This window comes from Pseudomonas sp. Q11, from assembly GCF_024494355.1.
GTDB classification, from domain to species: Bacteria; Pseudomonadota; Gammaproteobacteria; order Pseudomonadales; family Pseudomonadaceae; genus Aquipseudomonas; species Aquipseudomonas hefeiensis.
In genome coordinates this window covers 39,699-60,739 of record NZ_JAKNQY010000012.1, presented here as the reverse complement: position 1 = coordinate 60,739, position 21,041 = coordinate 39,699, and the positions used below count along the sequence as shown (strand labels likewise).

Sequence of the window (21,041 nt, the reverse complement as noted above, 5' to 3'; positions counted from 1 at the left end):
CGCAATTGAGGTTTCGTGGACGACAGGTGGATGTTGTCACACGGGACACTTGAGGAAGGTTTGCCATGACGACTCGTCAGCCACTGTACAAATCCTTGTATTTCCAGGTGATCGTAGCCATTGCCATCGGCATTTTGCTCGGTCACTTCTATCCCCAGACCGGCGTTGCCCTCAAACCGCTGGGTGACGGATTCATCAAGCTGATCAAAATGGTCATCGCCCCGATCATCTTCTGTACTGTTGTCAGCGGTATTGCCGGCATGCAGAACATGAAGTCGGTGGGCAAGACCGGTGGCTACGCGCTGCTGTACTTCGAAGTCGTCTCCACTATCGCCCTGTTGATCGGCCTGGTCGTGGTCAACGTCGTGCAACCGGGCGCCGGCATGCACATCGACGTGACTACCCTGGACACCAGCAAGATCGCCGGTTACATCTCGGCCGGTAAAGACCAGAGTATCGTGGCCTTCATCCTCAATGTGATCCCGAACACCATCGTCGGCGCGTTCGCCAACGGCGATATCCTGCAAGTGTTGATGTTCTCGGTGATCTTCGGTTTCGCCCTGCATCGCCTGGGTGCCTACGGCAAGCCGGTGCTGGACTTCATCGATCGCTTCGCCCACGTGATGTTCAACATCATCAACATGATCATGAAACTGGCGCCTGTCGGTGCATTCGGTGCCATGGCGTTCACCATCGGCGCCTATGGTGTCGGTTCGCTGGTGCAACTGGGCCAGTTGATGATCTGCTTCTACATCACCTGCGTGGTGTTCGTGCTGGTGGTGCTGGGCGCCATCTGCCGGGCCCATGGTTTCAGCGTCGTCAAGCTGATCCGTTACATCCGTGAAGAACTGCTGATCGTGCTGGGTACTTCCTCGTCGGAATCGGCCCTGCCACGCATGCTGATCAAGATGGAGCGTCTGGGCGCACAGAAATCCGTGGTGGGTCTGGTGATCCCGACCGGCTACTCGTTCAACCTCGACGGTACTTCGATCTACCTGACCATGGCTGCGGTGTTCATCGCCCAGGCCACCGACACTCCGATGGACCTGACTCACCAGATCACCCTGTTGCTGGTGCTGCTGCTGTCGTCCAAAGGTGCTGCCGGTGTGACCGGTAGCGGCTTCATCGTGCTGGCGGCGACCCTGTCGGCCGTGGGTCACCTGCCGGTGGCCGGCCTGGCGCTGATCCTGGGTATCGACCGCTTCATGTCCGAAGCCCGCGCCTTGACCAACCTGGTGGGCAATGCCGTCGCGACCCTCGTGGTTGCCAAGTGGGTCAAGGAGCTGGACGAAGACCAGTTGCAGAGCGAACTGGCTTCCGGTGGTCGCGGCATCTCCGATACCCGTGAAGAAGATGACCTGGGCGTGGCCGAAGGCCCAACCCCTGCTGCTGTGAAGTAACCTTTCGCTGCATGAAAAAACCCGCTTCGGCGGGTTTTTTCATGGGCCCGAGTTCTCAAGGCTGGCGCGACTCCTTTGTGGCGAGGGGATTTATCCCACACTCTGTGGGAGCAAGCTTTGCTCCCACAGCCCAGCGTCGCCACAAGGATCTGTGACAGCCTTGAGCGCAATGGTCATCCCCAGTGACACCTGCGGTAATTGCCCCACCACCAACCCCTGCCTAGTCTTGAGGGCATCACCCCCCCCTCGGAGATCGCCCATGCAAGGCCCACTGGCATCGCTCAAGGTTCTGGACTTCTCGACGCTGCTGCCCGGTCCGTTCGCCTCGCTGTTGCTGGCGGACATGGGGGCCGAGGTATTGCGCATCGAGTCGCCGACTCGCCCGGACCTGTTGCGCATACTGCCGCCCCATGATCAGGGCGTCTCGGCCAGCCATGCCTACCTCAACCGCAACAAACGCAGCCTGGCCATGGACCTCAAGCAGCCGGCGGCGCTGGAGGTGATCAAGCAGTTGCTGGGCGACCACGACATCCTGCTGGAACAGTTCCGCCCCGGTGTGATGGAGCGGCTGGGCCTGGGGTACGAAGCCTTGAAGGCGATCAATCCCCGGTTGATCTATGTGTCCATCACCGGCTACGGCCAGACCGGGCCCTACCAGGACCGGGCCGGCCACGACATCAACTACCTGGCCCTGGCGGGGCTGGCCAGCCACACCGGTCGTGCCGACACCGGGCCATTGCCGCTGGGCATCCAGGCGGCGGATATCGCCGGTGGTTCACTGCACGGGGTGATCGGGCTATTGGCGGCGGTGATCGCCCGTCAGCAAACCGGGCACGGCCAGCACCTGGACGTGAGCATGACCGACTGTGTGTTCAGCCTCAACGCCCTGGCCGGCGCGGGTTATCTGGCCTGCGGCGTGGAGCCGGAGTGGGAAAACCAGATGCTCAACGGTGGCAGCTTCTATGACTACTACCGCACCCGGGATGGCCGTTGGATGTCGGTGGGCAGTCTGGAGCCGGTCTTCATGCAGGCGTTGTGCGAGGCCCTGGGAAGGCCGGAACTGGCGGCCCAGGGGCTGTCGCCCAATCCAGATCAGCAACGGCAGCTAAAGCAGCAACTGCAGGCCGAATTCGAGAAGCATGATTTCGACGAGCTTTGCCGGTTGTTTGCGGGGGTTGATGCCTGCGTTGAACCAGTGTTGAGTCTGGAAGAAACACTCAGGCATCCCCAGTTAGTGGCCCGGGACGTCGTGATCCAGGTGCCGCGTGGCGATGGCTCGAGCCAGGCGCAGATGGCCTGTCCGTTGAAGTTCTCGCAAGGCTTGCCCGAGCCGCGGCATATTGGCGCGGGGCTGGGAGCGCACACCGATCAGGTGTTGGGGGAGTTGGGGTTTAGTGTTGAGCGGATTGCTCAATTGCGTGATGCCGGCGTGGTTTTGTAGTGTTCTTTCGGGCCTCATCGCGAGCAGGCTCGCTCCCACACTGGATCTATGGCGCTCACAAAACCCTTGTGGGAGCGAGCCTGCTCGCGATGAGGCCAGCCCAGACACCACAGAAACCAGCTACTCCACCCGAGTCTCCCCACTGAACACCAAGGTATTGCGGCAACTGCGGCACAAATAGCGGCGCCCCTGGCGCACCAGGCTGTGGCGCTGGGCTGAGAAGGGAAAGTCGCTGCCGTCGCAAGGGCATTTGTAGATGTAGCGAGTCACGCTGCGGCGTTTGATCTCGTAGGTGTGACAACGGTTGGGCGGCAGTTCGTACACGCCGCGCATGATCAGTTGCCACTCTTCGCCGTGGGGCTGAATACGTTCGCCAAACAGTTGATGGGCAATCAGGTGCGCGACCTCGTGGGCGACGGTCTGCTTGAGAAAATCTTCGGCGTTTTCCCGGTACAACTGTGGATTGAAGCGCAGCAGATTTTCATGCAGGTGCGCGACACCGGCCTTCTGGCCACGCAATTTGAAGCTGACTACGGGGCGTTTGAAAGGACGTTTGAAAAAGGTTTCGGCTTGTTGGTAACACTCTTCGACGCGGGTATTGAGTTGCTCAAGCATGCTGTACGGGTCTCCAGAGGCTCGAGTATGCCGCAAGCGCCGGCTGTTGCGAATCGCCCAGACGCCCAGTGGTCGTTTCGACAGCGCCAAACACAGGAAGGCCGCCTTGCGGCGGCCTGTGTTGGCAGATCCTGCTTTGTTTTTCTAGGGGAGCGCCATGAGCGGGTTTCAACGCGTCAATTGGTATACACCGGGCCGACGCCCAGGCCCCAGACAATCACCGTGAACGCCATGATAGCCACCAGCACCACCAGGCCCACGGCGAGCACCGAGCTGGAAAACAGGAAACCCTCGTCCTGAGGAATATTCATAAAGGTGGGCAGGCCCACATACAGCAGGTAGACCGTGTAGCAGATCGCCGCCGTACCGACGATCATCCCCAGCCACATGTGCGGATAAAGCGCCGCCAGCCCGCCGATGAACAAAGGTGTCGCGGTGTAGGTGGCGAACGCGACGCAGCGCGCCAGGCTCGGGTTGGCATCATAGGTGCGGGCCATCCAGTGCACGAAGGCGCCCATCACCGCCACGCCGCCCAACATGGCGAGGTACGACATGATGGTCATCCACAGCGCACTTTCCTGAGTCAGCATCACCGGTGGCCGATTGCCGATGACCCATCCCACCTGCGTGGTGCCGATAAACGCCGATACCGCGGGAATGGCCGCCAGGATCAGCGTGTGGGTGAGGTACATGTGGCTGATGCTTTCCTCCTGATCGCCACGGATTTCTTTCCATTCTTGATCAGGGTGGGTAAAGAGCCCCACGACATGATGGATCATAGTCAGTCACTCCTTTGTTATTGCCATCGCCCCCCAACGGAGCGCCTACGGGCCAAACGGCCGAGTAAGTACAGGTCTGTAAGTGTGTGCGACCTTATGTCGCAGTATAGAAAGGAGTTACCCCGAGGGGGATGGGGGGCTTAGAGCAAATCGCGCTGTAGGAGAGGCTGTTGATAGCTAAAAGCTTCAAGTTTCAAGCCGCAAGAGAGAGCACCGCGCGTGACTTGCAGCTTGTGGCTTGTAGCTGCTTGAAAAGCTAAAATGCCGGCCTTTCGTCACACCTCACGGATTTCGCGTCATGGGCACTCTTACGGTCAACCAGAACAAACTGCAAAAGCGCCTGCGCCGCCAGGCCGGTGAGGCGGTCGCTGATTTCAATATGATTGAAGATGGCGACAAGGTCATGGTCTGCCTGTCCGGCGGCAAGGACAGCTACACCTTGCTCGATGTGCTGATGCATTTGCAGAAGGTTGCGCCGATCAAGTTCGACATTGTCGCGGTGAACATGGACCAGAAGCAGCCCGGTTTCCCCGAGGATGTTCTGCCGGCTTACCTTGGGTCGCTGGGCGTGGAGTATCACATCGTCGAGAAGGACACCTATTCGGTGGTCAAGGAACTGATCCCGGAGGGCAAGACCACCTGCTCGCTGTGCTCACGCCTGCGTCGCGGCACGCTCTACACCTTTGCCGACCAGATCGGCGCGACCAAGATGGCCCTGGGGCACCACCGCGACGACATCGTCGAGACCTTTTTCCTGAACATGTTCTACAACGGCTCGCTCAAAGCCATGCCGCCCAAGTTGCGCGCCGATGACGGGCGCAACGTGGTGATCCGCCCGCTGGCCTACTGCAACGAGAAAGACATCCAGGCCTATTCGGACTTCAAGCAGTTCCCGATCATCCCTTGCAACCTGTGCGGTTCCCAGGAAAACCTGCAACGCCAGGTGGTCAAGGAGATGCTGCAGGAGTGGGAGCGCAAGACCCCGGGCCGCACCGAGAGCATTTTCCGCGGTTTGCAGAACGTTGTTCCGTCGCAACTGGCGGACCGCAACCTGTTCGACTTCACCAACCTGCGCATCGACGAAAGCGCCACGCCGCGATTCGTCAACGTGGTGAACCTCTGACGAGTTCAGCGGCTCCTATTCACGGCGCTCGTGGCCAGGCCTGGAGCGCCGTTTTTATTTCCGACCCCAGGAGAGGGCATGCGCGATTACAAGTGGCTGCACGAGTATTGTCTGAACCGCTTCGGTTCGGCGGCTGAACTGGAAGCCCACCTGCCTGTTCCCAAGACCCCGGCCCAACTGCGCAAGATCAGTGACGACCGCTACCTCTCGACCATTGCGTTGCGAGTATTTCGCGCCGGGCTCAAGCACAGCCTGGTGGACGCCAAGTGGCCGGCGTTCGAGGAAGTGTTTTTCAAGTTCGATCCGGAAAAAGTCGTGCTGATGAGCGCCGAGCACCTGGAGCGGCTCATGCAGGACGCGCGGATCATTCGCCACTTGGGCAAGCTCAAAAGCGTGCCGCGCAACGCGCAACTGATACTGGACGTGGCCCATGAAAAAGGCAGCTTCGGCGCGCTGATCGCCGACTGGCCGGTGACCGACATCGTCGGCCTGTGGACCTACCTGAAAAAACACGGTCATCAACTGGGCGGTCTGTCGGCCCCGCGTTTCCTGCGGATGATGGGCAAGGACACCTTCGTGCCCGGTTATGACGTGGTGGCCGCGCTCAATGCGCAGGACATCATCGACAAAGTCCCCACCAGCCTGCGGGATCTGGCGACGGTGCAAAAGGCCTTCAATCAGTGGCATGAAGAGAGTGGTGGACGGCCGATGAGCCAGATTTCGATGATGCTGGCGTATACCGTCAATCATTGAGACCGCATCGCGAGCAGGCTCGCTCCCACATGAGATTTGTGGCGTTCACAGATCCAGTGTGGGAGCGAGCCTGCTCGCGATAGCCCTCTATCAGGCGACGGAAATCTCGCCTTCTCCCGCCAACCGCCGGTTCAACTGAAACCGCCAGCGCACATACAGCAGGGCTGAGCAGAACACCGCCACGCTCGCCGTCATTTCCAGCAAACCGAACATCTGTCGGTTCGGGTCATAGGCTGCCAGTGCGCCCTTGATGAAGTACAGGTTCACCACAAAGCACATCCACGAATGCCCGCGGGGGCTGCCGCTGATCATGCCTGGCGCCAGTATCAGCAGCGGCACCAGCTCGATCAGCAGAATCACCCAGGGGCGCGCGCCGTGCAGGTCGGCGATCAGCAGGTAATACACACAGAGCAACCCCACCAGGCCGAAAAAGCACAGCAGGCTCAAGACCCGGGCGATGCGTACCCGCGGTTCCAGCCACTGGATGGGCGGCAGGATTTTTGGCTTCTTAGCCACGGCCGTTCTCCAGCAGTAGTGCGGTTTTCGCCAGGCGTAAACCCAGTGCCCGGCACAGCGCGACTTCATGTTCGTTCAAGCCGCTTTTACCGTCTGCCCCGGCGTGATGGCTCGGGCCGTAAGGCGTGCCTCCGCCCTCGGTTTCGATCAAGGCCGACTCACTGTAGGGCAGGCCGGTGATCAGCATGCCGTGGTGCAACAGCGGCAGCATCATCGACAGCAAGGTGGTTTCCTGGCCGCCATGCAGGCTCGCGGTGGACGTGAACACACCCGCCGGTTTGCCCACCAGGGCGCCGGTCAGCCACAGGTTGCTGGTGCCATCGAGAAAGTATTTCAGCGGCGCGGCCATGTTGCCGAAACGGGTCGGGCTGCCCAGGGCCAGGCCGGCGCAGTTCTTCAGGTCATCAAGGCTGGCGTACAGCGGGCCTTGCTCGGGAATGTCTGGCGATACCGCTTCGCACTCGGCGGAAATCGCCGGCACCGTGCGCAACCGGGCTTCCAGCCCGGCCTGCTCGATACCGCGGGCGATCTGCCGGGCCATTTCGTTGGTGGAGCCACTGCGGCTGTAATACAACACCAGAATGTACGGCGTGCTCACGGCAGGATCTCCAGGATCTTCTCCGGCGGGCGCCCGATCACGGCCTTGTCAGCGGTTTCCAGAATCGGTCGTTCCATGAGTTTGGGGTGGGCGGCGATGGCCGCGATCAATTGGGACTGGCTCAGGTTTTCATCAGCCAGGCTCAGGGTCTTGTATTCGTCTTCGCCAGTGCGCAGCAGTTGCCGGGCGGTGATGCCGAGCTTGCCCAGCAAACGCTCCAACTGCGCTGCGTCGAGCGGGGTTTCCAGGTAGCGGACCACGACGGGCGTCAGGCCACGGGCCTCCAACAGTTCCAGCGCGCCGCGGGATTTGGAGCAGCGCGGGTTGTGATAAAGCGTCAGATCGGTCATGAGTGGGTCGCATCTTGCGTAAGGTGGCGGCTATTCTACTGTGTCGCGAGGTACCAGGCACCTCAGACAGGCGCGTTTGAAAACGGCGGGCCGCGCCGACGTTCACATTCAATACAAGGATTGGCACATGGCAAGGCGATTGACGACGGCACTGACATTCATGGGTATTTTGTTGCTCGCCGGCTGCGGGAATGACTACGGAGTTGACCAGAACGGTCAAGCCATCGCCGCGCAACGTCTGGACAAACAGTGGGTGGTGCTCAATTACTGGGCCGAGTGGTGCGCGCCGTGCCGCACCGAAATTCCAGAGTTCAATGCCCTGGCCGAACAACTCAAGGGACGCAATATCGGTGTATTCGGCGTCAATTTCGACCAGGTTCAGGGCGAGGAACTCAAGAGCGCCAGCGAGAAGATGGGCATCCGTTTCACCGTGCTGGCCCGTGACCCGGCCGACTTTTTTGATATCCCGCGCAGCGAAGGGTTGCCGGTGACTTACATCATCGACAACCAGGGCAAGGTGCGCGAGCAGATGCTGGGGGAACAGACGGCGGCGGGGGTGATGGCCAAGCTTGAGGCGTTGCAGGCGTTCAAATAACACCGCTTTGTGGCAAGGAGCAAGGAGCAAGGTGGCTTTTGTGGCGAGGGAGCTTGCTCCCGCTGGGCTGCGAAGCAGCCCCAAAAGTCACCTGCCACCCGCGCAATGTCAGATAGAACAGAGGGGGCCGCTGCGCAGCCCAGCGGGAGCAAGCTCCCTCGCCACGGGAGCAATCTATGTCCGTGTTTTAACGGGTCTCAACCTTCCTCCAACCACCACCGCAGCGGTTTGCCCTGGGCCGGCCAGAAGCGCATCTGTTCGGTGGGCGACACGTCCCAGCGTTCAACCTTTTCCAGCGCCTGCAAGAAGCGCACTTCCTGCTCCATCAGCGCCGGGGCGCAGAGTTTGCGGGTGCTGCCGATCTTGCCGAAGCTCAAACGGTGGCCTTCCAGGGTATAGGGCGCGAACCAGTGGTTACAGCCGCCGTTGCCGTAGGCCCGACCGTCGTCCCCGAGGGTGATGGTCAGGTTGCTGTAGTCCATCAATGGCCGTTCGCCAATCCATTCCAGGATGTAGCTGCGGTCCTGCTGCAGTTGCACGGGCTCGGCGGCGCAACCCATCAGGCCGGCGCCGATCAGCGCGGCCAGGGCCAAACGTTTCATCAGGCGGCTTCCTGGCATGTCGGGCACAGGTGTTTTTCACCAACCGTGGTCCAGCCCAGCTCGGCAATGCGCGCGGTAGCGGCCGGTTTCTGCGCCTTGACGCCGAGTTTGGCGTCGACGGCAAACTCAAAGCTCAGTTGCTTGGCGCAGCGGTCGCAGTTGACCTGCCAGGTGTGGATCGCCAGCTCGCCGAACACCGGGCCGGTGGTCATGGCGGTCCATTGACCCATGGGCTTGAGCAAGTGCCGAACGGTGTCCACGGTCAGGCGCATGGACAAGTCCTTGCTGCCTTTGAGGGTGACGAGCAGCACGTCGTTGGCCTGGATCGAACCGCCGTTGCCGGTGACCTGATAGCGGCCCGGCGCCAGGGCGCGGACTTCGGTCAGGGTGTGTTGCGGGTTCATCAGGGTGTAGCGGAAATCGTGTTCGGCCATGGGTCCTCCAGATAGGCGCGATATGCTAGCACGGGCTATGGGGTGGGATGATCCTGATACCGGTCAGGCGACGAAATCCCCCTGTGGGAGCGAGCCTGCTCGCGATAGCGGGGCATCAGTCGACGCCATGCTGACGGGTCCACCGCTATCGCGAGCAGGCTCGCTCCCACAAGGGTGTATGTGTTGACTGAGTGCTCAGCTGTCTATCAGGTTTTGTGCAGTGCCTGCGGCCCAGGCGCCGATGTTGTCCAGGGTTGTCGCGGCGATGGCGGCCAACGCTTCATGGGTCAGAAAGGCCTGATGCGCGGTGACCACCACGTTGGGGAAAGTCAGCAACCGGGCCAGCACATCATCCTGCAGGGGCAGGTCGGAGCGGTCCTCGAAGAACAGTTGCGCTTCTTCCTCATAGACATCCAGCCCCAAATAGCCCAACTGACCGCTTTTCAACGCCTCGATCAAGGCGGGTGTGTCCACCAGGCCGCCGCGTCCGGTGTTGATCAGCATCGCGCCGCGTTGCATGGCGGCCAACGAGTCGGCGTTGATCAAGTGTCGGCTCTGGTCGTTGAGCGGGCAATGCAGGCTGATGATCTGCGCTTGCGCCAGCAGATCGTCCAGGGGCAGGTAATGGGCGCCCAGGGCTTGGACCTGCGGGTTGGGGGCCGGATCGTAGGCCAATAACCGGCAGCCGAAGCCGGCCATGATCTGCGCGAACGTCGCGCCGATCTGCCCGGTGCCGATCACGCCGACCGTCTTGCCCACCAGGTCGAAACCGGTCAGTCCATGGAGGCTGAAATTGCCGTCCCGGGTGCGGTTGTAAGCGCGATGCAAGCAGCGATTGAGGGCCATGATCAGCGCCACGGCATGTTCGGCCACGGCATGGGGCGAATAAGCCGGCACCCGGACGATACTCAACCCCAGCCGTTTGGCGGCGGCCAGGTCGACATGGTTGTAGCCGGCCGAGCGCAGGGCGATCAGCCGGGTGCCACCATTCGCCAGTCGCTCCAGCACCGGGGCGCTCAGGTCATCGTTGATGAAGGCGCACACCACTTCATGGTGTTCGGCCAAGGCCACGGTGTCGAGGTTCAGGCGTGCTGGCTGAAACTGCAGTTCAAGGCCAGCGGGTGCCGGGGCTTTACTGAAACTGTCGCGGTCGTAGGTCTGGCTGCTGAAAAGAATTGCGCGCATGGCGGCCTCCTGGCGCTGAGTAGGTGAACGCGGTACGCGCTGCCGAGGACAACGATCTTTTGATCTTGATCTTGATCTTTCGCTCGCGACTCAATTGTCTGGGACAAGATCGCAGCCTCGTTGCACTCGACAGCTCCTACGGTCGGGGTAGGAGCATGGATTTTCCTTGATCCTGGGTTTTGGGCTATTGCCCTGGATCAAGCGCTGATGCGTGCCTCGTTGGCCAAGCGGTCAATGGCGTGCTCCAGTTCCTGCAGGGCGGCCTCGGCCTTGGGGTCCTGTTGCTTGAGCAGGGTCTCGCTGCGCTGGCAGGCGGCGCGCAATTGCGGCACGCCGCAGTAGCGAGTGGCGCCATGCAGACGGTGGACACGTTCGATCAAGGCATTGTGATCATTGGCCTCGCTTGCCTGGCGAATCGCTTCGCGGTCGGCTTCCAGGGAAGCCAGCAGCATCGCCAGCATGTCCGCCGCCAGATCGGCTTTACCAGCGGCCAGGCGCAGGCCTTCTTCGTGATCGAGCACCAACAGTTCGCTGCCGCCCTGAGCGTCGGCGCTCCGGTCCGGCGCCTGGTTGCGCAGGGCCAGGCCGGTCCACTTGAGCACCACCTGGGCCAGTTGTCGTTCGCTGATGGGCTTGGTCAGGTAGTCATCCATACCGCTTTGCAACAAGGCACGTTTTTCGTTGGCCATGGCGTGGGCCGTGAGGGCGACGATCGGCAGCGGCGTACAATGACGCTCGCTTTCCCATTGGCGGATCGCCTCGGTGCTCTGGCGACCGTCCATGCCGGGCATCTGGACGTCCATCAGTACCAGGTCGAAGGTTTCCTTTTGCACGGCCTTGATCGCCGCATAACCGCTTTCCACCGCCAGCACCTTGGCGCCCATGTCTTCGAGCAGTGTTTGCACCAGCAGCAGATTGGCCGGGTTATCGTCCACGCAAAGCACTTTGGGTGCGCGGCTGCTCACCGGTTCGTTGGGTTCGCTGCGGGGCGGGCGCGGGTTGACCAGGTCGGAAAGCGCGCGGCGCAATTTGCGGGTGCAGGCCGGCTTGGCCTGCAACTGGCTGTGAGGGTTGGGCACCGAGAGGTGGTACAGCGTCTGTTCAGTGGTGGGGCACAGCACAAGTACCTTGCAGCCCAGGTGCTCAAGATCCCATATGTGCTGGTTGAGGCGCTCCGGCGGCATGTCGTTGCTGGTGATGCCCAGCACGGCCAGGTCAATTGCCTGATCGGTCTGGTGGGCGACGGTCACGCCGTTGGTCAGATTCTCCAGGGTGTTGAATGGCGTCACTTGCAGGCCGCAGTCTTCGAGCTGGTGTTGCAGGGCCTGCCGGGCCAGCTCATGGTTTTCCAGTACCGCTACGCGCCGGCCCAGTAGCGGTGGGCCGGGCAGATCCTCGGCGTCGTCGCGGGTCTTGGGCAGGCGCAGGCTGATCCAGAACTCCGAGCCTTCGCCCGGCGTGCTGTCCACGCCGATCTCACCGCCCATCTGTTCCACCAGGCGCTTGGAAATCACCAGGCCCAACCCGGTGCCGCCCGGTTGCCGGGACAAAGAGTTATCGGCCTGGCTGAATGCCTGGAACAGGGCCCTCACGTCCTGGTTCGACAGACCGATGCCGGTGTCCTGAATGCTGATGCGCAGTTGCACGCTGTCCTCGTGCTCATCCTCCAGCATGGCGCGGGCGACGATGGTGCCTTCGCGGGTGAACTTGATGGCGTTGCTCACCAGGTTGGTCAGGATCTGCTTGAGGCGCAGCGGATCGCCCACCAGCGACAGGGGGGTATCCCTGTAGACCAGGCTCACCAGCTCCAGCTGTTTGGCGTGGGCCGCGGGGGCGAGGATGGTCAGGGTGTCCTGCAACAAGTCCCGCAGGTTGAACGGAATGTTATCGAGCACCAGCTTGCCGGCCTCGATCTTCGAGAAGTCGAGGATCTCGTTGATGATGCCCAGCAGGCTGTCGGCGGACTTTTCAATGGTGCCCAGGTAATCGAGCTGACGCGGGGTCAACTCGCTTTTTTGCAGCAGATGGGTGAAGCCGAGAATGCCGTTGAGCGGCGTACGGATTTCATGGCTCATGTTCGCCAGGAATTCGGACTTGATCCGGCTTGCTTCCAGGGCTTCCTTGCGGGCCAGGTCCAGTTCGATGTTCTGGATCTCGATGGTTTCCAGATTCTGGCGCACGTCTTCGGTGGCCTGGTCGATGCTGTGCTGCAATTCTTCCTGGGCGTTCTGCAAGGTGCTGGCCATGCGATTGATGCCCGACGCCAGCTCATCCAGTTCCTGGCTGCCCAGAGGTGGCAGACGGGTTTCCAGATGACCATCCTTGAGTTGCGCCACGGCGTGCTTGATCTGGCTCAGTGGCCGGTTGATCGTGCGACCCATGCGCAACGCCAGTAGTGCGGTCAGGCACAGGCCGGCGGCGATCAACAGCAGGCTGGCGAACAGGCTGCGATAACCGCGCAGCAACATACCGCTGTGGGACAACTCCAGCTCGACCCAACCCAACAGCCGATCGGCTTCTTCGGGGATCAGCTCGCCGGCCAGGTTGCGGTGCTTACCGAATACTGGCAGCAAGTAACGCGTGGCATCGTTGCCGGTGCGTTGCAACAACTGGGTGCTGTCGCCCTCCGGGGCGCGGTTGAGCATGGTCGGGCCGGCGTGGGCCAGCGATGTGCGATCAGGGGCCAGGAAGGTCACGGCGCGCACGTCCGTTTGCTCGAGGGACTGAGTAGCGATGCGTTCCAGCAGATCGCTGTCCTGATGGCTCATGGCCGGGGCGACCAGCGGCGCCAGCTGTTCGGCGATCATTTCGCCACGCTGCAGCAACTGGGCGTGCAAGTCCGATTGCTGCATCCAGGTGAAGTAACCGCCCAGGACCAGCGCCATCAGGCTGGTCGGCAACAGGGTCAGCAACAGCACGCGGCCTTTGATTCCCAGTTTCTTGAGCACACTTTTCTCCTGCATCCAGCGGTCTGTTTGAGCTTTGCGCGCATCCGGCACGCAATACCTGCGCAGTGTAGCGATTTGCGGGCGGGCGATCTTTGTAAATTTATGTCCCGCCGTGCATCGGTCCTGCCGGGGCTTTGCCACAGCGAGATCTGCAATCGCTTAATGGATATCCGCCGATAGCCCAGTGTCAGGGGAGGACGGCTGTGGATGCTTCGGCGCCTCCGCAGGAGAGTTGCTCATTGCTTTATTGAAAGTGATCAGGCGATCTGTGGTTGCTTTCCAGTCAGCGAGCCTGCTGTAGGCGTTGATGAACCAGCTTAGGTTTTCACTTAGGTTTCCAAAAGCCGAATTAATCTGCATCAAGTCGCCAAAGGTTATCTGGCCGGCAAAGAAACGTGGGGCGGCCAATAAACTGCTAAGAATCAAGGCCAGTTGGCCATACGTCTGTGTGAACAATGATAGGCGCATTTTTATTTTTATTATCTTGCGAAAGTTCGCCAAGCTACCTGCGAGTTTTTGACTGACGCTGTTTTTCCCAGGTTCGTGCTTCAGAAGGGAATGAGGTTTCTGAATTTCTCCCGAAGTCTAATTAAGAAGTAGCGTAGATCGGCTTCCAATCGTTGTTGGTTGTTGCTTAAGGAAATAAGTTTTAAGCCGATTTTTTGACTGATGAGAGTCCCGATAAAAGCATAAATAATAGCGGCTAGGAACATCTTGGCTGTGATCAGCCGGTTCGCGTTTTTCAATCAGACGAGGAAAGTTGAGGAGGGTGATTTCGTCGGGGCGGAGGGCGCTCCAGTCTCAACCCTTGGAACCTGTTTGATCCTCTTCTACTCCCGATGTAGGCCACGTGTCCGCTCGCCCACCCCAGTCGCCAGCCACACTTCGCTGACACTCAGCAAACGTGCTAAATGCTCCACCCGCAGCCGAGGTACACCCCGCACTCTCCAATTAGTCAGGCATTGAGGGCTGATACCTAGCACCTCGGCAAAAGTCGAGTGAGAGATGCCGTACTCTTCCAATAAGTTGCGTAAGCGTTGCCCGCAAGTCCGCCGCGTGCTGGGCTGTGGATTTTTTTGTTTCGCGTCGACCATCGTTATTGCTCAACACCTACTAATACGTTTAGCGGGGCGACTGTAAAGAACACGTAGCAAAGCCAGATAGCTTTAAACGCTTGGTCGTCGATATAAAAGGAAAGAACCCACAAACAGACAGGAAGAGTGCCTACAGACGATACTTACAACAGATATGCATGCATGATTTGAGCGCTCAGGCCTGTAGGAAAAGGGTTGTATGGAGTGCGGGATCGACTACATGGGCCTGAGCATCGTGCGCGCGGATCCGGTGGTGAGGAGACAAGCGCCCCCACCCAGTCGCGCCCTCGACTTCCGCCTCGCTTATTCCCATAAGCCATAACCACCACACTTTGCGTGATATGGCCTGGCAAGGTTTGCCGGTATGATAGGCGCCCCCGCAGTCCGGATTGCGAATACGCCATGACCGTGCAGTACCCCACTATCGCCGATTGCGTCGGCAACACTCCGCTGGTTCGTTTGCAGCGCCTCCCCGGCGTGACCAGCAATACGCTTTTGCTCAAGCTCGAAGGGAATAACCCGGCGGGTTCGGTCAAGGACCGACCGGCGCTGTCGATGCTCACCCGTGGCGAATTGCGTGGGCAGATCCGGCCCGGCGATACGCTGATCGAGGCGACATCCGGTAACACCGGCATCGCCCTGGCCATGGCGGCGGCGATCAAGGGCTACAAGATGATCCTGATCATGCCCGATAACTCCAGTGCCGAGCGCAAGGCCGCGATGACCGCCTATGGCGCCGAACTGATCCTGGTGAGCAAAGACGAAGGCATGGAAGGCGCACGGGACCTGGCCGAACGCATGCAAGCCGAGGGTCGCGGCAAGGTGCTCGACCAGTTCGCCAACGGTGATAATCCCGAAGCCCACTACACCACCACCGGTCCCGAGATCTGGCGCCAGACCGATGGCACCATCACCCATTTCGTCAGCTCGATGGGCACCACCGGCACCATCATGGGCACCTCGCGCTATTTGAAAGAACAGAACCCGAACGTGCAGATCATCGGCCTGCAACCGATGGAAGGCGCGGCCATCCCCGGTATCCGTCGCTGGCCCGAGGAATATCTGCCGAAGATCTACCAGGCCGACCGCGTGGACCGCATTATCGACATGGCCCAGAGCGAGGCCGAGGACATCACCCGTCGTCTGGCCCGTGAAGAGGGCATCTTTTGCGGCGTGTCTTCGGGCGGCGCCGTGGCGGGCATGCTGCGCTTGTCCAAGGAAGTGGAGAATGCGGTGATCGTCGCGATCATCTGTGACCGTGGCGACCGTTACCTGTCGACCGGCATTTTCGACGCGCCTAACTGATGGCCAAGCAAGAAAGAGGTCTGCGCTTCCAGCCCAGCGGCGGAAGCCGGGCTCCGCAGGTGCCCACCGGAAAGAAACAGCGCTTGACCATCGAACGCTTGGCCAACGATGGTCGGGGCATTGCCTTTCTGGACGGACGCACCTGGTTCGTGATCGGTGCCCTGGCCGGCGAAGAGGTCGAGGTGCGGGTGCTTGGGGCTCATGGCAAAGTGGTCGAGGCCCGCACTGAGCGAGTGTTCCTGTCCAGTGAGCTACGCCGTGCGGCGCCGTGCGTCCATGCCGGTCGTTGCGGCGGTTGCAGCGTCCAGCATTTGCCCCACAACGAACAGCTCGCCCTGAAACAGCGCATGCTCGCCGAGCAGTTGTCGCGGGTCGCCGGGGTGGAACCGGATGAATGGGCCGCGCCATTGAGCGGGCCGGAACTCGGTTACCGGCGTCGTGCCCGGGTGGCGGTGCGCTGGGACCAGAAGGCGAAAAAGCTTGAGGTCGGCTTTCGTGCTGTCGGCAGCCAGGACATCGTGGCCATCGGCGATTGCCCGGTACTGGTACAGCCCTTGCAACCGATCATGAAGCGCTTGCCGGACATGCTCCGTCGCCTGAGCAAACCCCAGGCGCTGGGGCATGTGGAATTGTTCGCTGGCTCGTCCATGGCGGTGTTGCTGCGGCACATGTCGCCACTGTCGGCACCAGACCTGACGATCCTCAAGGATTTCTGCGCCGCCCACCAAGCCCAGTTGTGGCTGCAAGGTGAAGGCGAGCCGCAGCCGGTCGAACCGGGACAGACGCTGGGTTATCGCCTTGAGGCCTGGGACCTGGAGCTGGCTTACCGGCCGGGGGATTTCATCCAGGTCAACGCCGGGGTCAACGAGGCGATGGTGGCCCAGGCGCTGGATTGGCTCGCCCCCCGAGCCGAGGAGCGGGTGCTGGACTTGTTCTGCGGTCTGGGCAACTTTGCCTTGCCCCTGGCCAAGGCTGTGCGCCAAGTGGTGGCGGTGGAAGGTGTACAGGCCATGGTGGACCGCGCGGCGGCCAACGCCGTCAGCAACAATTTGAATAACACTGCCTTTTTTCAGGCCGATTTATCCCAGCCGTTGTCGGGTGCCGAATGGGTCGGCGAAGGCTTTTCTGCGGTACTCTTGGACCCACCCCGCGACGGTGCTTTCGAGGTGGTGCGCAAACTGGCATCCCTGGGCGCCAGGCGGTTGGTATACGTATCGTGCAACCCGGCAACTTTGGCCCGGGACACGGTCGAATTGATCAAGCAGGGCTACCGGTTAAAACGTGCCGGGATTCTCGATATGTTTCCTCAGACGGCGCATGTCGAGGCCATGGCGTTATTTGAAGCGAGCCAGGATGGCTTGTCCGACTGACCCGTTCGTGCCAACCGCCATAGCCCTGGGCGGGGACACGGGCAACGAAGGTCAGCGTTGTTGACGCATTGAATCTGCGTCATAGGGAAGGTATGTAAAGATGGTACAGGTGAGAGCACACCAGCCGATCAACACCGACGGCAGTATCAATCTCGAGGCTTGGCTCGATCACGCGGTCAGTATCGACACGGCACTGGATCGCGAAGCCTTGAAAGAAGCCTGCGAGTTCGCTCGTGAGGCGGAACAGCAACACAACGCGGCGAAGAACCTCTGGTCCGAAGGCACCTCGAGTTTTCAGACGGGCCTTGAGATCGCCGAGATTCTCGCCGACCTCAAGCTCGATCAGGATTCCCTGGTGGCCGCGGTGCTGTACCGCGGCGTGCGCGAAGGGCAGATCCAATTGCCGGTGGTCAGCCAGCGCTTCGGTACCGTGGTCGCCAAGCTGATCGACGGTGTACTGCGCATGGCAGCTATCAGTGCCAGTCTCAGTCCGCGCCAGTCCATGGTCCTGGGCACCCAGGGCCAAGTGGAGAACCTGCGCAAGATGCTGGTGGCCATGGTCGACGACGTGCGCGTCGCACTGATCAAACTGGCCGAACGAACCTGCGCGATCCGTGCCGTGAAATCCGCCGACGACGAAAAGCGCAACCGCGTCGCCCGGGAAGTGTTCGACATCTACGCGCCCCTGGCCCACCGTCTTGGCATCGGCCATATCAAGTGGGAGCTGGAGGACCTGTCCTTCCGCTACCTGGAGCCCGACCAGTACAAACAGATCGCCAAGTTGCTGCATGAGCGGCGTCTGGATCGCGAGCGTTTCATCACGGATGTGATGACCCAGTTGAGGGAAGAATTGCAGGCCACCGGTGTGGAGGCCGACATCAGCGGCCGGGCCAAACACATCTATTCGATCTGGCGCAAAATGCAGCGCAAGGGGCTGGAATTCAGCCAGATCTACGACGTTCGCGCCGTTCGCGTACTGGTGCCGGAAATGCGCGACTGCTATACCGCGCTGGGTATCGTGCACACCTTGTGGCGGCACATTCCCAAGGAGTTCGACGACTACATCGCCAACCCGAAGGAAAACGGCTATCGCTCGCTGCACACGGCGGTGATCGGCCCGGAGGGCAAGGTGCTGGAAGTGCAGATTCGCACCCACGCCATGCACGAGGAAGCCGAGCTGGGGGTTTGCGCCCATTGGAAATACAAGGGCACGGACGTCAAGTCGGGCTCCAACCATTACGAAGAGAAAATCTCCTGGCTACGTCAGGTGCTCGAGTGGCATGAAGAACTGGGTGACATCGGCGGTCTGGCCGAACAATTGCGGGTCGATATCGAACCGGATCGGGTCTACATCTTCACCCCCGACGGCCACGCCATCGACCTGCCCAAGGGCGCCACGCCGCTGGACTTTGCCTATCGCGTCCACACCGAGATCGGTCACAACTGCCGTGGCGCCAAGATCAACGGGCGGATCGTGCCGCTCAACTACAGCCTGCAAACCGGTGAGCAGGTCGAGATCATCACCAGTAAACACGGCACACCGAGCCGCGACTGGCTGAACCCGAACCTGGGCTACATCACCACATCGCGAGCGCGGGCAAAAATCGTTCACTGGTTCAAGCTGCAGGCTCGCGACCAGAACGTTGCCGCCGGCAAGACCCTGCTCGAGCGCGAACTCAGTCGCCTGGGCCTGCCGCAGGTGGATTTCGACAAGCTGGCCGAAAAGGCCAACATGAAAACCGCCGAAGACATGTTCGCCGCCCTCGGTGCCGGCGACTTGCGCCTGGCGCAACTGGTCAACCTGGCCCAGCAACTGGTGGAGCCGGAGCGTGGCAACGAACAGTTGGAACTGATCCCGCGCAAGGCCACCGGCTACAAGCCAGGCAAGCGCGGCGATATCCAGATCCAGGGCGTGGGCAACCTGATGACCCAGATGGCCGGCTGCTGCCAGCCGTTGCCTGGGGATGCGATCGTCGGCTACATCACCCAAGGCCGTGGCGTGAGCATTCACCGCCAGGACTGTGCTTCGGTGCTGCAACTGGCCGGCCGTGAGCCGGAGCGGATCATCCAGGTCAGTTGGGGCCCGGTGCCGGTGCTCACCTATCCGGTGGACATTATCATCCGCGCCTACGACCGTTCCGGTCTGCTGCGTGACGTGTCCCAGGTGTTGCTGAACGAGCGGATCAACGTGTTGGCGGTCAACACCCGTTCGAACAAGGAAGACAACACGGCACTGATGTCCCTGACCATCGAGATTCCGGGATTGGACGCGCTGGGGCGGTTGCTGGGACGGATTTCCCAGTTGCCAAACATCATCGAGACCCGGCGTAATCGGACGCCGGGTTAAAGGTCAGGCGCAGTCCAAAAAATGTGGTGAGAGAGCCTTGTGGTGAGAGAGCCTGTGGGAGCAAGCTTTGCTCCCACAGGCTCTCTCACCACAGGCTTGCTTCTATTGGATTATTTCCCACAGGGTGATTTGTGATGAGATGGATTGATGTACAGCCTTGAAGACCTGCTCCACCTGATGAACCGCCTGCGCGACCCGCAGTACGGCTGCCCGTGGGATATCAAGCAGACCTACGCGACCATCGTCCCCCATACTCTGGAGGAAGCCTATGAAGTGGCCGATGCCATCGAGCGCGGCGACTTCGATCACTTACAGGGTGAGCTGGGTGACCTGTTGTTTCAGGTGGTGTATTACAGCCAGTTGGCCCGTGAGGAGAATCGCTTCGAATTCGCCGGTGTGGTCGACAGCATTACCCGCAAGCTGATCCGTCGACACCCCCATGTGTTCCCTACCGGTGATCTGTATGCGCCCATGGACTTGCCACGACTGAACGAAGAGCAGGTCAAGCAACGCTGGGAAGCAATCAAGGCCGAGGAACGGGCCGAGAAATCCGCTGCGCCCGAGCAGTTGTCACTGCTCGACGATGTGCCCGTGGCGCTACCAGCGCTGTCCCGTGCGGCGAAGCTGCAAAAGCGTGCGGGACAGGTCGGTTTTGACTGGCCAGGTCCCTTGCCGGTGCTCGACAAGGTCCGAGAGGAGCTGGACGAAGTGCTCGAGGCCATGGCTGACAATGAGCCGCTGGCCATCAGCGACGAGATTGGCGACCTGCTGTTCAGCGTGGTGAATCTGGCCCGGCATTTGAAGATCGACCCGGAAACGGCCCTGCGTGACGCCAATGGGAAATTCGAGCGACGTTTCCGATTTATCGAACAGGCATTGCGCGACACCCACCGTCCCATGGAAGATTGCACCCTCGAAGAGTTGGACGCCTTATGGGGCGAAGCCAAACGTCAGGAAAAGAATTTGCCCAGCTGTGGCTGAGGCCGTTGCCTAAGTGAGTAAGCACCATGAGCCTTTCCCTTCGCGACCAGTTGCTCAAAGCAGGGCTGGTCAACCAAAAGCAGGCCAAGCAGGTCGGCAAAGAGAAACAGAAACAGCAGCGCCTGGCCCACAAGGGCCAGATCGAACTGGATGACTCCCAGCAGCGTGCCGCCCAGGAGGCGATGGCCGAGAAGGTCAAGCGCGATCAGGAACTCAACCGTCAGCAGCAGGAAAAGGTCGAGCAGAAAGCCCGCGCCGCGCAGATCAAGCAATTGATCGAAGTCTCGCGTTTGCCGAAACTGACGACCGAGGACTATTACAACTTTGTCGACGACAAGAAGGTCAAGCGCATTTCGGCCAATACCTTGATGCGCAACAAGTTGAGCAGCGGCTCGCTGGCGATCGTCCATCATGCCGGCGGCTACGAAGTGATCCCGCGCGAAGCGGCCCTGAAAATCCAGGAGCGCGACCCTAAGCGCATCGTGCAGCTCAATACCCAGACCGAAGAAGTGGATGCTGATGATCCGTATGCGGCGTATCAAATCCCTGATGATTTGATGTGGTAAGTCGGACACCCAGCTAAGCACAAAACCTGGAGCATCTGC

Annotated in this window: 22 protein-coding genes; 10 read left to right on the top strand and 12 right to left on the bottom strand. The window is 60.7% G+C overall.

Annotation, left to right across the window (positions count from 1 at the left end; all coding sequences use genetic code 11):
- The first annotated feature begins 65 nt into the window (after positions 1 to 65).
- Both MA884_RS14455 and MA884_RS14450 read left to right on the top strand, forming a co-directional pair.
- Positions 66 to 1,400: a dicarboxylate/amino acid:cation symporter gene (locus tag MA884_RS14455; protein ID WP_256231160.1), complete on the top strand. Its 1,335-nt coding sequence runs from the start codon at positions 66 to 68 to the stop codon at positions 1,398 to 1,400.
- A 259-nt stretch (positions 1,401 to 1,659) separates the two neighbouring features.
- Positions 1,660 to 2,841 (top strand): CaiB/BaiF CoA-transferase family protein, encoded by a 1,182-nt coding sequence (locus MA884_RS14450; RefSeq protein ID WP_256231159.1) that lies wholly within the window; start codon positions 1,660 to 1,662, stop codon positions 2,839 to 2,841.
- A gap of 120 nt (positions 2,842 to 2,961) precedes the next feature.
- Here the strand turns inward: MA884_RS14450 and MA884_RS14445 are convergent, their stop codons facing one another.
- A complete protein-coding gene (locus tag MA884_RS14445) occupies positions 2,962 to 3,456 on the bottom strand; it encodes a SprT family zinc-dependent metalloprotease (protein ID WP_047228744.1) in 495 nt (164 codons plus the stop codon).
- A 176-nt stretch (positions 3,457 to 3,632) separates the two neighbouring features.
- A complete protein-coding gene (locus tag MA884_RS14440) occupies positions 3,633 to 4,235 on the bottom strand; it encodes a Yip1 family protein (protein WP_047228743.1) in 603 nt (200 codons plus the stop codon).
- A gap of 298 nt (positions 4,236 to 4,533) precedes the next feature.
- Here MA884_RS14440 and ttcA point away from each other — a divergent pair, with 298 nt between their 5' ends.
- Entirely contained in the window at positions 4,534 to 5,358 is an 825-nt protein-coding gene (gene ttcA, locus MA884_RS14435; protein ID WP_256231158.1) for a tRNA 2-thiocytidine(32) synthetase TtcA, read from the top strand.
- 78 nt (positions 5,359 to 5,436) lie between these two features.
- Positions 5,437 to 6,111, top strand: a complete 675-nt coding sequence (locus tag MA884_RS14430; protein ID WP_256231157.1) for a DNA-3-methyladenine glycosylase I — start codon at positions 5,437 to 5,439, stop codon at positions 6,109 to 6,111.
- 90 nt (positions 6,112 to 6,201) lie between these two features.
- Here MA884_RS14430 and MA884_RS14425 read toward each other — a convergent pair whose 3' ends face one another.
- From MA884_RS14425 to arsC, 3 genes are read right to left on the bottom strand one after another with little or no spacing between them, the layout of a single operon-like run.
- The gene (locus MA884_RS14425; RefSeq protein WP_256231156.1) at positions 6,202 to 6,627 is read right to left on the bottom strand and encodes a DUF2069 domain-containing protein; all 426 of its coding nucleotides are present in this window, start codon (positions 6,625 to 6,627) and stop codon (positions 6,202 to 6,204) included.
- Entirely contained in the window at positions 6,620 to 7,225 is a 606-nt protein-coding gene (gene wrbA / locus MA884_RS14420) for an NAD(P)H:quinone oxidoreductase (protein WP_047228739.1), read from the bottom strand. Before wrbA ends, MA884_RS14425 begins: the two co-directional genes overlap by 8 nt.
- Complete coding sequence (gene arsC, locus MA884_RS14415; RefSeq protein WP_256231155.1) at positions 7,222 to 7,575, bottom strand: arsenate reductase (glutaredoxin); 354 nt, start codon at positions 7,573 to 7,575, stop codon at positions 7,222 to 7,224. Before arsC ends, wrbA begins: the two co-directional genes overlap by 4 nt.
- Before the next feature lie 127 nt (positions 7,576 to 7,702).
- Here arsC and MA884_RS14410 point away from each other — a divergent pair, with 127 nt between their 5' ends.
- On the top strand, positions 7,703 to 8,170 hold the full coding sequence (locus MA884_RS14410; protein ID WP_256231154.1) for a TlpA disulfide reductase family protein: 468 nt from the start codon (positions 7,703 to 7,705) through the stop codon (positions 8,168 to 8,170).
- A 197-nt stretch (positions 8,171 to 8,367) separates the two neighbouring features.
- On the opposite strand, the gene MA884_RS14405 is transcribed toward MA884_RS14410, so the two are convergent.
- The 7 genes from MA884_RS14405 to MA884_RS28035 form a co-directional block, all read right to left on the bottom strand.
- Positions 8,368 to 8,772 (bottom strand): META domain-containing protein, encoded by a 405-nt coding sequence (locus MA884_RS14405; RefSeq protein ID WP_256231153.1) that lies wholly within the window; start codon positions 8,770 to 8,772, stop codon positions 8,368 to 8,370.
- A complete protein-coding gene (locus tag MA884_RS14400; protein WP_047228735.1) occupies positions 8,772 to 9,206 on the bottom strand; it encodes a hypothetical protein in 435 nt (144 codons plus the stop codon). The genes MA884_RS14405 and MA884_RS14400 overlap by 1 nt, the downstream gene beginning before the upstream one ends.
- A gap of 195 nt (positions 9,207 to 9,401) precedes the next feature.
- A complete protein-coding gene (locus MA884_RS14395; protein ID WP_256231152.1) occupies positions 9,402 to 10,391 on the bottom strand; it encodes a 2-hydroxyacid dehydrogenase in 990 nt (329 codons plus the stop codon).
- 197 nt (positions 10,392 to 10,588) lie between these two features.
- A complete protein-coding gene (locus MA884_RS14390; protein WP_256231151.1) occupies positions 10,589 to 13,339 on the bottom strand; it encodes a response regulator in 2,751 nt (916 codons plus the stop codon).
- A gap of 159 nt (positions 13,340 to 13,498) precedes the next feature.
- Positions 13,499 to 13,840 carry an SbmA/BacA-like family transporter gene (locus MA884_RS14385; RefSeq protein ID WP_256231150.1) on the bottom strand — a complete coding sequence of 114 codons (342 nt, stop codon included), beginning with the start codon at positions 13,838 to 13,840 and terminating at the stop codon, positions 13,499 to 13,501.
- Positions 13,841 to 13,887: 47 nt separating this feature from the next.
- Complete coding sequence (locus MA884_RS28040) at positions 13,888 to 14,052, bottom strand: SbmA/BacA-like family transporter (protein ID WP_371134779.1); 165 nt, start codon at positions 14,050 to 14,052, stop codon at positions 13,888 to 13,890.
- A 117-nt stretch (positions 14,053 to 14,169) separates the two neighbouring features.
- Positions 14,170 to 14,433, bottom strand: coding sequence for a helix-turn-helix transcriptional regulator (locus tag MA884_RS28035; RefSeq protein WP_371134778.1), 264 nt, complete (start codon positions 14,431 to 14,433; stop codon positions 14,170 to 14,172).
- A 402-nt stretch (positions 14,434 to 14,835) separates the two neighbouring features.
- Between MA884_RS28035 and cysM the strand changes: the two genes are divergently transcribed.
- The 5 genes from cysM (at position 14,836) to MA884_RS14360 (ending at position 21,002) form a co-directional block, all read left to right on the top strand.
- Positions 14,836 to 15,738, top strand: a complete 903-nt coding sequence (gene cysM / locus MA884_RS14380; RefSeq protein ID WP_256231149.1) for a cysteine synthase CysM — start codon at positions 14,836 to 14,838, stop codon at positions 15,736 to 15,738.
- Positions 15,738 to 17,108: a 23S rRNA (uracil(1939)-C(5))-methyltransferase RlmD gene (rlmD, locus tag MA884_RS14375; protein ID WP_256231148.1), complete on the top strand. Its 1,371-nt coding sequence runs from the start codon at positions 15,738 to 15,740 to the stop codon at positions 17,106 to 17,108. Before cysM ends, rlmD begins: the two co-directional genes overlap by 1 nt.
- 100 nt (positions 17,109 to 17,208) lie before the next feature.
- Positions 17,209 to 19,455: a GTP diphosphokinase gene (gene relA / locus MA884_RS14370; RefSeq protein ID WP_047228731.1), complete on the top strand. Its 2,247-nt coding sequence runs from the start codon at positions 17,209 to 17,211 to the stop codon at positions 19,453 to 19,455.
- Between the two features lie 147 nt (positions 19,456 to 19,602).
- Positions 19,603 to 20,436: a nucleoside triphosphate pyrophosphohydrolase gene (mazG, locus tag MA884_RS14365; protein WP_256231147.1), complete on the top strand. Its 834-nt coding sequence runs from the start codon at positions 19,603 to 19,605 to the stop codon at positions 20,434 to 20,436.
- A 26-nt stretch (positions 20,437 to 20,462) separates the two neighbouring features.
- Complete coding sequence (locus MA884_RS14360) at positions 20,463 to 21,002, top strand: DUF2058 domain-containing protein (protein ID WP_256231146.1); 540 nt, start codon at positions 20,463 to 20,465, stop codon at positions 21,000 to 21,002.
- The last annotated feature ends 39 nt before the right edge of the window (positions 21,003 to 21,041 follow it).